Source organism: Cellulomonas sp. IC4_254 (assembly GCF_011603975.1).
In the GTDB taxonomy this organism is placed as follows: domain Bacteria; phylum Actinomycetota; class Actinomycetes; order Actinomycetales; family Cellulomonadaceae; genus Cellulomonas.
In genome coordinates this window covers 1-10,531 of the sequence record NZ_JAANNB010000140.1, presented here as the reverse complement: position 1 = coordinate 10,531, position 10,531 = coordinate 1, and the positions used below count along the sequence as shown (strand labels likewise).

Sequence of the window (10,531 nt, the reverse complement as noted above, 5' to 3'; positions counted from 1 at the left end):
CCCCGACCCCTGCGCGGGACGGCGGCCGCGGCGGGCCCGGCGCGCGCCGCGCGCTCGCGAGTTCGCCGGTTGCGCGGGGCCCCCACGCGCGCACCGGCGAACTCGACGCTCCGCCCCGCCCGCCGCGCGCCGCGCTCCGCCGGTGCCTACCGTGCCCGCATGGCCGACCGCGAGCACGACCTGGTCCTGCTGGGTGCGACGAGCTTCGTCGGCGCCCTCACCGCCGAGCACCTGGCGCGCGCGGCGACGCCGGGCACGCGGGTCGCCCTGGCCGGGCGGGACCCGGAGCGGCTGGCCGCCGTGCGCCGTCGACTGCCGGCGTCCGCCGCGGACTGGCCCCTCGTGGTCGTGGACGTCACCGACGCCCCGGCGCTCCGCCGGGTCGCCGGCTCGACCACCGCCCTCGCGTCGACCGTCGGCCCGTACGGCCGGCACGGCCTTCCCGTCGTCGAGGCGTGCGCGGCGGCCGGAACGCACTACGCCGATCTCAGCGGCGAGCTCGCCTTCGTCCGGGCCGCGGTCGACGCGACGAACGCGCGGGCGCGCGCCACCGGCGCCCGGCTGGTGCACGCGTGCGGCTACGACTCGATCCCGTCGGACCTCGGCGTGCACCTGCTGCACCGGGCCGCCACTGCTGCCGGCGACGACGGCGGGCTGGCGGACGTGCAGGCGCTGGTCGCGGCGCGCGGCGGGGTGTCCGGCGGGACGGTGGCGTCGCTGCTCGGCGAGGTGGAGGCCGTGCGGACCGATCCGCGGGTGCGGCGGCTGCACGCCGACCCCTCCGCGCTGTCGCCGGACCGCGCGGCCGAGCCGGCCACCGCGCAGCCGCGGCTGATGACGCTGCCGCACCGGGTGGCCGGACGCTGGGCGGCGCCGTCGGTGATGGCCCCGTTCGACGCGCACGTGGTCCGGCGGTCGAACGCCCTGACCGGCTGGGCCTACGGCCGCGGGCTGCGGTACGCCGAGCACCTCGACGCCGGCCGCGGGCCGGCCGGCCTGCTGCGTGCCGCCGCGCTCGCCGGGGTGACCGCGCTGGGTGCGGCCGCCCTCGCGCTGCCGCCGACGCGGGCGCTGGTCGAGCGCGTGCTGCCCGCGGCGGGCGACGGACCGGACCCCGTCACCCGCGAGGCGGGCTGGTTCCGGCACCGGTTCCTCGCGACGTCGGCGTCCGGGCGGCGGTACGCTGCGCGGGTGCAGGCGTCCGGCGACCCGGGGTACGCCGCCACCGCCGTGATGCTGGGCGAGGCGGCCCTGGCGCTGGCGCTCGACGGCCCCGCACTCCCGGACCGCGCGGGCTCGCTCACCCCGGCGACGGCGCTGAGCGACGCCCTGGTGGAGCGGCTGCGCGCCTGCGGCTTCCGCCTGGACGCGGTCGCCGTCTGAGCCGGCGGGCACGGGGCGGCGTCCCGTCGTCCGCGACCGTCCGCGCGCCGGCCCGCGCCCGCATGACATCCGTCATGCCGAGCCGGTGACGCGCGGCCGGGGACCCGCGCCGCCGCCCGCGCCAGGCTGGTCCGCATGGACGCCACCGCACCCCTCGCCCCGCCGGACGCCGCCCGCGCGCCGGCCGCCGGGCCGCTCGCGATCGACCTCCGCGGCCTGCGCAAGTCGTTCGGCCCGGTCCGGGCCGTCGACGGCATCGACCTGGCGGTCCGCCCGGGCGAGGTCGTCGCGTTCCTCGGGCCGAACGGCGCGGGCAAGACGACCACGATCGACCTGCTGCTCGGCCTGGCCCGGCCCGACGCCGGCACGGTCCGGGTGCACGGCCTCGACCCCGACCGCGCGATCGCCGAGGGCCGCGTCGCCGCGGTGCTCCAGACCGGCGGGCTGCTCAAGGACCTGACGGTCCGGGAGACGGTGCGGGTCACCGCGTCGTTCTTCCGCGCCACCCGGTCGACCGCCGAGGTGCTGCGCCGCGCGGGCATCGAGGACATCGCCGACCGGCCCGTGGGCAAGTGCTCCGGGGGCCAGCAGCAGCGCCTGCGGTTCGCGCTCGCGCTGCTGCCCGACCCGGACGTGCTGGTGCTCGACGAGCCGACCACCGGCATGGACGTCGAGGGCCGGCGCGCGTTCTGGGACGCGCTGCGCGCCGACGCCGACCGCGGGCGCACCATCCTGTTCGCCACGCACTACCTCGACGAGGCGGACGCCTACGCCGACCGCGTCGTCCTGGTCAGCCACGGCCGGGTGGTCGCCGACGGGTCGGCGGCCCAGGTGAAGAACCTCGCCGCGGGCCGCCTGGTGTCCGCCGCGCTGCCCGGCGCCGACGACGCCGAGGTCGCGGCCCTGCGCGCGCTGCCCGGGGTCCGCGCGGTGGAGCGGCGCGGCGACCGGCTCCTGGTCCGCACCACCGACTCCGACGGGGTGGCCCGGCACCTGCTCACCGCCACCGCGGCGTCCGACGTCGAGATCACCGCGCGCGGGCTGGAGGACGCGTTCCTCGCGCTCACCGGCGACGGCGCCACGACCACCGACCCCACCGTCGGCACCACCGCCGACCGCCCCACCGAGACCGCCCGGAGCCTCGCATGACCACCGCAGCCACCACCGCCACCGCCGGCTCCACCACCGCGCCCGCCGCCGACGCCGACCGCGCCCCGCGCGCCGGCCTGCTCAACCCCGCGTTCCTGGCCGTCGAGCTGCGCCGCCTGCTCCGCAACCGCCGGACGATCATCTTCACCCTGGTCATGCCGCCGGTGTTCTTCCTGATCTTCGGCACGGCCGACGCCTACACGGCCCAGTCCGTCGGCCACGCGAACGTCACCGCCTGGATCATGACGTCGATGGCCCTGTACGGCGCGATGCTGGCCACGACCGGCGGCGGGGCGAGCGTCTCCGTCGAGCGCGCCCAGGGCTGGACCCGCCAGCTGCGGCTCACCCCGCTGCGGCCGGCCACGTACGTCGCCACGAAGGTCGTGGTCGCGATGGTGCTCGGGCTGGCGTCGGCCCTGGTCGTCACCGTCGTGGGTCTGGTGTCGGGCGCGAGCGGCGACGCCGGGCGGGTCGCGCTGAGCGTCGCCCTGGCCTGGGCCGGGTCGGTGGTGTTCGCGGCGTTCGGCCTGTTCATGGGCTACCTGCTCCCGGCCGAGAACGTCATGCAGATACTCGGCCCGGTGCTCGCGCTGCTGGCGTTCGCCGGCGGGCTGTTCGTGCCGCTCGGCGACGGGCTGTTCGCGGACATCGCCCAGGTCTCCCCGACCTACGGGCTTGCCGAGATCGTGCGGGCCCCGCTCACCGGGGACGGGGTGCCGGTGTGGGCGGTGGTCAACGTGCTGGCCTGGGCCGCGGTGTTCGTCAGCGGCGCCGCGTGGCGGTTCCGCCGCGACACCGCCCGGGTGTGACCCGCTCCGCCGCGGACGGCCGCGCCGCGGCGCGCGCCCGCGTGGCTACCGTGGGCCGCGTGAGCAGCGACGGGACCGCCGACCGACCCCCGCGCCCCACCCGGGACGCCGGGTGGTCGCCGGGCGAGGGGCGCCGCGTGATGCGCGTCGTCGGCCCCGCGCTCGGCGTCGTGTGGGTGGTGTTCCTGCTCCAGCCCTGGCAGGCCGCGTGGGACGGTGCGCCCGGGCCGGAGCGGGTCGTCTCGCTCGTGGCCGTCGCCCTGCTGGCGGCGTCGTTCGCGTGGGTGGTGATCAGCCGCGCCGGGCCGTTCGGCCGCGCGACCCCGCTGCCGCAGGCCGCCGCGGTCCTGGTCGGGCAGCTGGTGCTCGTCGTGCTGGCGACGCTCGCGGCGGACGCGTACGGGCTGGTGGGCCTGGTGTTCGTCGGGGTGTCCGCGATCTTCCTGCTCCGGGACCCGCGGGCGCTGCTGGTCGCGCCCGCGTCGATCGCCGCGATCCTCGTGCTCCCCCGGGTCGTCCCCGGCTGGGAGCCGATCGACGACCTGGTGATCTCGGTCGTGCTGGCCACGCTCGCGGTGTTCGGCTTCACCCAGCTCGTGCAGCGGAACCGCCAGCTGCAGGCCGCCCGGGACGAGGTCGCGGTGCTGGCCGTCGAGCAGGAGCGCGAGCGCATCGCCCGCGACATGCACGACATCCTGGGCCACAGCCTCACGGTGATCTCCGTGAAGGCGGAGCTCGCGGCGCGGCTGATGGACGTCGACGCCGACCGGGCGCGCACCGAGGTGCTCGAGGTGCAGGGCCTGGCCCGCGCGGCGCTCGCCGACGTGCGGGGGATGGTCGCCGGCACCCGCGCGGTGACCCTCGCCGGCGAGCTCGCCGGCGCGCGGCAGGCGTTCGACGCCGCCGGGATCGAGGCCGACGTGCCCGGCGCGCTCGACGCCGTGCCCGACCACCTGCGCGAGCTGTTCGCGTGGGCCGTCCGCGAGGGGACCACGAACGTGCTGCGCCACGCCGCCGCGACCCGGGTCAGCGTGACCCTGTCCGCCGACACCCTGACCATCGACGACGACGGCGCCGACGCGGCCGACGCCGCCGGCCGCGGCTCCGGCAACGGCCTCGCCGGGCTGTCCGAGCGCGCCCGCCGCGCCGGGGCCCGCGTCGAGACGGGCCGCGGCCCGCTCGGCGGCTACCGGTTGCGCGTCACCGCGACGCCGGCCGCCGGGGCGTCCCGGTGAGCGCCGAGCCGGGCGCCGGCCCGATCCGGCTGCTGCTCGCCGACGACCAGGCGCTGGTCCGCGGGGCGCTCGCCGCGCTTCTCGACCTGGAGCCCGACCTGACGGTGGTCGCGCAGGTCGGTCGCGGCGACGAGGTGGTCGCGGCCGCGCGCGCCGCGGGTGCCGACGTCGCGCTGCTGGACGTCGAGATGCCCGGGCTGGACGGCATCGCCGCGGCCGCGGCCCTGCGCCGGGAGCACCCCGCGTGCCGGTCGCTGATCGTCACGACCTTCGGCCGGCCCGGGTACCTGCGGCGCGCGCTCGACGCCGGCGCCAGCGGGTTCGTCGTCAAGGACACCCCGGCCGAGCAGCTCGCCGACGCGGTGCGCCGCGTGCACCGCGGGCTGCGGGTGGTCGACCCGGACCTCGCCGTCGAGTCGCTCGCGATCGGCACCAGCCCGCTCACCGAGCGGGAGCGGGACGTCCTGGTGCACGCCGCGGGCGGCGGGACGGTCGCCGACATCGCCCGCGAGACGTACCTGTCCGAGGGCACGGTCCGGAACTACCTGTCGTCGGCGATGGGCAAGACCGGCGGCCGCACCCGCGCCGAGGCGGTCCGGATCGCGCAGGACAACGGCTGGCTGCTCGGCCGCTGACCCGGCGCGCCCGGGGACCCGCCCCCGCGCGCGGGTCAGCGCGCCGCGAGCGCCCGGCCGGCCGCCGCCGCGGCGGCCTCGGCCTCCTTCTTCATCAGCGCCGCCGGCTCCGCCAGCGCGTCCATCGCCGGGTTCACGCCGACGAGGGTCAGCTCGCGCTCGACGACCGTGAGGTCGGCGCCCCACACCTCGCCGACGATGCGGCGCAGGTAGTCGATGCTGTGGTCCCAGCCGTGCTTGGGGGTGCCCGGGCCGTAGCCGCCGCCGCGGGTCACGATCAGCACGACCGGCTTGCCCGCCAGGTACGCGTCGCCCGGGGTGCCGCCGGCGATCGCCAGGTCGATCCAGGTCTTCACGTGCTGGGAGACGCCCCAGTTGTAGAGCGGCAGCGCGAGCACGGCGGCGTCGGCGGCCCGGAGCTCGTCGGCGACCTCGACCGCGAGCGCCACGGCGGCGGCCTGCTCGGGGGTGCGCTGCTCGGCGGGCGTCCAGCCCGCGCCGACAGCGGTCGCCCAGGCGTCGGCGGGCAGCGGCTGCTCGCCCAGGTGCCGGCGGACCACGGTCTCGTCGGGGCGGGCGGCGGCGAGCTCGGCGGTGACGACGTCGGCGAGCGCGCTGCTCGCGGAGTGCGCGCCCTGGATGGAGGCGTCGACGCGGAGCACGGTCATGGGGACTCCCGGGGGGGACGGCGCCGCCGTGCGGCGCGGATTTGAATGTTCAACACACACCCTAGGCACCGCCGTGTTGAATGTTCAAGTCCGGTACCATCGGAGCATGAGCCAGCGGGTCGAGGACGCCACCCCGTGGCTCTCCGACGCCCAGGTCGAGGACTGGAAGGCCGTCGTCGCGCTGCTGACCACGCTGCCCGCCGCGCTCGACGCGCAGCTCAAGCGGGACTCCGGGATGAACCTCTACGAGTACAACGTGCTGGTCGCGCTGTCCGAGCGGCCGCACGGCGAGATCCCGATGAGCGACCTCGCGCGCCTCACGCAGAGCTCGCCGTCCCGGCTGTCGCACGCCGTCGGGCGGCTCGAGCAGGCCGGCTGGGTCACCCGCGGCTCGTGCGTGGCGGCCGGCAAGCGCACCAGCGCCCGGCTGACCGAGGGCGGCGAGGACCAGCTACGCCGCGCGGCGCCGGGCCACGTCCGCGAGGTGCGCCGGCTGGTCGTCGACGCGCTCGGCCCGGACCGCATGGCGGCGCTCGGCGACGCGGCGCTCACCGTCGTCCGGCGCGCGGCGCCGGAGGTCGCGGACCTGCTGCCGGCCTGCACCGCCGCCGACACCACCGTCTCGGCCGCGTGCACCGCGGCGGCCGCAGCGCACGACACCACCGGGGGACCCGCCGCATGACCACCACGCCCGACACGTCGTACTTGCTCGAGCGCGTCGACTGGGCCGATCCGCGGGCGGCCGCCCTGCGCGACGCGATGGACGCCGAGATGGGCGCGCGCTACGCCTCGGCCGGCCCGATGAGCGCCGCGGCGCAGGCCGCCCTCACCGTCGACCCGGCCGCGGTCCGGCACGTCGTGCTCGCGGTGGACCACGACGGCACCCCGATCGGGCACGCGGCGCTGCGGGACCACGGCGGCGAGCTGGAGGTCAAGCGCGTCGTCGTGGCGGCCGGGCAGCGCGGCCGCGGGGTCGGGCGCGCGATCATGTCCGAGGTCGAGCGGCTCGCCCGCGCCGCGGGTGCCGGGCGCGTGATCCTGCAGACCGGCGACCGCCAGCCGGAGGCCGAGTCGCTCTACACCGCGCTGGGCTGGACCCGGATCCCCACGTACCCGCCGTACGACACCGCGCTGCCGCTGCAGTCCCGATGCTACGAGAAGCGCCTCACGGTCGGCTGACCGGGGCGTCGCGGGGCTGCGGGCGCTCGCCCGGGGGCACCGCTGCTCCGTTCGGGTGAACGCCCCAGGAGCCCGCCGCCGCGCACCGCCGCCGCGGGACGTTCGTCCCACGAGACCCCACATGTGGGGTTGACAGTCTGTGCAAGGCACTACATCTAGTGCCTTGAGCAGACCGGGAGTGGATACGCATGACGCTGGTGGGACCGCACGCACCGGAGCTCGCGGGAACCGCACCGGTCCCGCCGCAGTCCCCCTCGGCCGCCGCCGGGCTGGTCGTGCGCAAGCGGGACGGCCGCGCGCTCCCGTTCGACCCCATCCGGGTGCACAGCGCGCTGGGCCGGGCGTTCGCGCACGTGCACGGCCTGCTCGGCCCGCTGCACGACCTCACCATCGCAGAGCTCGTCGAGCGGATCGACGCCGAGCTCGCCGCCCGGTTCACCGGCGAGGTGCGGATCTACGAGATCCAGAACGTCGTCGAGCACACGCTGCTAGAGGCCCGCGAGTACGAGGTCGCCGAGGCGTACATCGACTACCGGGTGCAGCGGGACCTGGCGCGGTCGAAGGCCCTCGACGTCAACCACTCGATCGGCCAGCTGGTCGGCAAGGACTCCTCGGTCGTCCACGAGAACGCCAACAAGGACGCCGACGTCTTCAACACCCAGCGCGATCTCACGGCCGGCGCCGTGGGCAAGGCCATCGGCCTGCGGATGCTCCCGCCGCACGTCGCGAACGCGCACGCCAAGGGCGACCTGCACTACCACGACCTCGACTACCACCCCTACGCCCCGATGACGAACTGCTGCCTCATCGACTTCCGGACGATGCTGTCCGAGGGGTTCCGGATCGGGAACGCCCAGGTCGACCCGCCGCGGTCCATCCAGACCGCGACCGCGCAGATCTCGCAGATCATCGCGAACGTGTCGTCGAGCCAGTACGGCGGCTGCTCGGTCAACCGGATCGACGAGCTGCTGGCCCCGTACGCCGAGCGGAACTTCGCCAAGCACCTGGCCGACGCCGAGGAGTGGGTCTCCGAGCCGGAGCGGCGCCGCGCCTACGCGGAGGAGAAGACCCGCAAGGACGTCTACGACGCGATGCAGAGCCTCGAGTACGAGATCAACACCCTGTTCACGTCCAACGGGCAGACCCCGTTCACGTCGGTCGGGTTCGGCCTCGGCACCGGCTGGTTCGAGCGGGAGATCCAGCGCGCGATCCTGCAGATCCGCATCCTCGGCCTCGGCAAGGAGCGCCGCACGGCGATCTTCCCCAAGCTCATCTTCACGCTGCGCCGCGGGGTCAACCTGACCGCGGAGGACCCGAACTACGACCTCAAGCAGCTGGCCGTCGAGTGCGCCACCAAGCGGATGTACCCGGACGTCCTGAGCTACGACAAGATCGTCGAGATCACCGGCTCGTTCAAGGTGCCGATGGGCTGCCGGTCCTTCCTCCAGGGCTGGACGGACGAGGACGGGCACGACGTCGTCGAGGGCCGGATGAACCTCGGCGTGGTCACCCTCAACGTCCCCCGCATCGCCCTGGAGACCCGCGGCGACCTGGACGCGTTCTGGGCCCTGCTCGACCAGCGGCTGGAGACCGTGCACGACGCGCTGCTCTACCGCGTCGAGCGGTGCAAGGAGGCCGTCCCGGCCAACGCGCCGATCCTCTACGTGCACGGCGCGTTCGGGCAGCGCCTCGCGCCGGACGACGACGTGGACGCGCTGTTCCGGGGCGGTCGCGCGACGGTGTCGCTCGGCTACATCGGGCTGTACGAGGCCGCGGCCGCGTTCTACGGCGGCGACTGGGAGGGAAACCCGGAGGCCAAGGAGTTCACGCTCCGCGTGCTGCGCACCCTCGCCGCCCGCGCGAAGGAGTGGACGGCCCGGCACGGCTACCAGTTCTCGGTGTACTCCACGCCGTCCGAGTCGCTGACCGACCGGTTCTGCCGGCTGGACACCAAGAAGTTCGGCCTCGTCCCGGACATCACCGACAAGGACTACTACACGAACTCGTTCCACTACGACGTCCGCAAGGCGCCGACCCCGTTCGAGAAGCTCGACTTCGAGGCCGAGTACCCGCCGTACGCGTCGGGCGGGTTCATCCACTACTGCGAGTACCCGGTGCTGCAGCAGAACCCGAAGGCGCTCGAGTCGGTGTGGGACTACGCCTACGACCGGGTCGGCTACCTCGGCACGAACACCCCGATCGACCGCTGCCTGGAGTGCGGGTTCTCCGGCGACTTCACGCCGACCGAGCGCGGGTTCGCCTGCCCCGGCTGCGGCAACACCGACCCGCGCACCTGCGACGTCGTCAAGCGGACCTGCGGGTACCTGGGCAACCCGCAGCAGCGGCCGATGGTGCACGGCCGGCACGTGGAGATCTCCTCGCGGGTCAAGCACCTGCCCGGGCCGACCTCGCTCGCGGCGGCGGGCGGGGACGCCGGGCGCGGCTGACGTGGCGCGCACCCCGGCGGTCGGCCAGTGGCGCGCGGCCGCGCTGAGCCAGGACCGGGTGGCCGACTACAAGCCGTTCGTCATGGTCGACGGCGAGGGCGTGCGGTGCAGCCTGTACGTCTCAGGCTGCCCGTTCGCCTGCGCCGGCTGCTTCAACGAGGCCGCCTGGTCGTTCCGGTACGGCACCCCGTTCGACGACGCGCTCGCCGACCGGGTCGCCGCCGACCTCGCGCACGAGGCCGTGCAGGGGCTGTCGCTGCTCGGCGGCGAGCCGTTCCTCAGCACCGGCGTCTGCCTGCGGGTGGTGCGCCGGCTGCGCGCCGAGCACGGCCGGGCCAAGGACGTGTGGTGCTGGACCGGCTACACCTTCGAGGAGCTGCTGGCCGAGGCGGCGGCCGGCCAGGACGACAAGGCCGAGCTGCTCGGCGAGCTCGACGTGCTGGTGGACGGCCGGTTCGAGCTCGCGCAGCGCGACCTCACGCTCGCGTTCCGGGGCAGCCGGAACCAGCGGGTGCTGGACGTCCCGGCCTCGCTCGCCGTGGGGCGGGCCGTCCCCCGCGGCGGCCTGGTGACCGCCGGCGACGTCGGCGCACCCCCGGACCGGCGCGCGCTGCTCTGACCCCGGCCGCCGGCCGGACCCGGTCAGCCCTGGTCGACCACCCACTGCGGCTCGGTCGAGCCCGCCGGGAGCGTGACGTCGCCCGCCGGGCCCAGGACGACCTGCAGGTCGCCCGACGACGCGTCGGGCAGGGCCACGACGGTGGTCGCCGGCACGTAGTCCGCGGTGCACGCGGCCGCGGTGGGCTCCGGGAACGTGATCTCGACGGCGCCCACGTCGGCCGCACCCGTCGTGACCGCCTCGGGGTCCGCGACCATCGGGCAGGTGCTCGACCCGAACGTCACGACGTAGATCAGCGACGGGTCGGTGGTCCGGGACGCGCCCGCGACGGCGCCCACGGGGGGTGCGGTCACGCCGTCGGGCAGCCCGACGACGGACGCGCCGGCGGTCAGCGCGAGCGGCGACCC

11 protein-coding genes are annotated in these 10,531 nt (G+C 76.1%); 9 read left to right on the top strand and 2 right to left on the bottom strand.

Annotation, left to right across the window (positions count from 1 at the left end; genetic code table 11):
* Positions 1–159: 159 nt before the first annotated feature.
* The 5 genes from G6556_RS13455 to G6556_RS13435 all read left to right on the top strand — a co-directional run bounded on the left by G6556_RS13455 (position 160) and on the right by G6556_RS13435 (position 5,211).
* Positions 160–1,383 carry a saccharopine dehydrogenase NADP-binding domain-containing protein gene (locus G6556_RS13455; RefSeq protein ID WP_166942250.1) on the top strand — a complete coding sequence of 408 codons (1,224 nt, stop codon included), beginning with the start codon at positions 160–162 and terminating at the stop codon, positions 1,381–1,383.
* A gap of 135 nt (positions 1,384–1,518) precedes the next feature.
* Positions 1,519–2,532: an ABC transporter ATP-binding protein gene (locus G6556_RS13450; RefSeq protein ID WP_166942247.1), complete on the top strand. Its 1,014-nt coding sequence runs from the start codon at positions 1,519–1,521 to the stop codon at positions 2,530–2,532.
* Positions 2,529–3,341, top strand: coding sequence for an ABC transporter permease (locus G6556_RS13445; RefSeq protein WP_166942244.1), 813 nt, complete (start codon positions 2,529–2,531; stop codon positions 3,339–3,341). Before G6556_RS13450 ends, G6556_RS13445 begins: the two co-directional genes overlap by 4 nt.
* Before the next feature lie 59 nt (positions 3,342–3,400).
* Entirely contained in the window at positions 3,401–4,576 is a 1,176-nt protein-coding gene (locus tag G6556_RS19960) for a histidine kinase (RefSeq protein ID WP_166942241.1), read from the top strand.
* Positions 4,573–5,211, top strand: a complete 639-nt coding sequence (locus G6556_RS13435) for a response regulator transcription factor (RefSeq protein ID WP_346774893.1) — start codon at positions 4,573–4,575, stop codon at positions 5,209–5,211. Before G6556_RS19960 ends, G6556_RS13435 begins: the two co-directional genes overlap by 4 nt.
* A gap of 35 nt (positions 5,212–5,246) precedes the next feature.
* Here the strand turns inward: G6556_RS13435 and G6556_RS13430 are convergent, their stop codons facing one another.
* Entirely contained in the window at positions 5,247–5,879 is a 633-nt protein-coding gene (locus tag G6556_RS13430; RefSeq protein ID WP_166942238.1) for an NAD(P)H-dependent oxidoreductase, read from the bottom strand.
* A 106-nt stretch (positions 5,880–5,985) separates the two neighbouring features.
* Between G6556_RS13430 and G6556_RS13425 the strand changes: the two genes are divergently transcribed.
* From G6556_RS13425 to nrdG, 4 genes are all read left to right on the top strand, one after another.
* The gene (locus G6556_RS13425) at positions 5,986–6,561 is read left to right on the top strand and encodes a MarR family transcriptional regulator (protein WP_166942235.1); all 576 of its coding nucleotides are present in this window, start codon (positions 5,986–5,988) and stop codon (positions 6,559–6,561) included.
* Positions 6,558–7,058 (top strand): GNAT family N-acetyltransferase, encoded by a 501-nt coding sequence (locus G6556_RS13420; RefSeq protein WP_166942232.1) that lies wholly within the window; start codon positions 6,558–6,560, stop codon positions 7,056–7,058. The genes G6556_RS13425 and G6556_RS13420 overlap by 4 nt, the downstream gene beginning before the upstream one ends.
* A gap of 188 nt (positions 7,059–7,246) precedes the next feature.
* On the top strand, positions 7,247–9,505 hold the full coding sequence (nrdD, locus tag G6556_RS13415) for an anaerobic ribonucleoside-triphosphate reductase (protein ID WP_240934491.1): 2,259 nt from the start codon (positions 7,247–7,249) through the stop codon (positions 9,503–9,505).
* 1 nt (position 9,506) lies between these two features.
* Positions 9,507–10,124: an anaerobic ribonucleoside-triphosphate reductase activating protein gene (nrdG, locus tag G6556_RS13410; protein ID WP_166942229.1), complete on the top strand. Its 618-nt coding sequence runs from the start codon at positions 9,507–9,509 to the stop codon at positions 10,122–10,124.
* A 23-nt stretch (positions 10,125–10,147) separates the two neighbouring features.
* Here the strand turns inward: nrdG and G6556_RS13405 are convergent.
* The coding region (locus G6556_RS13405; protein WP_205693462.1) for a hypothetical protein at positions 10,148–10,531 on the bottom strand (384 nt) is incomplete at its 5' end.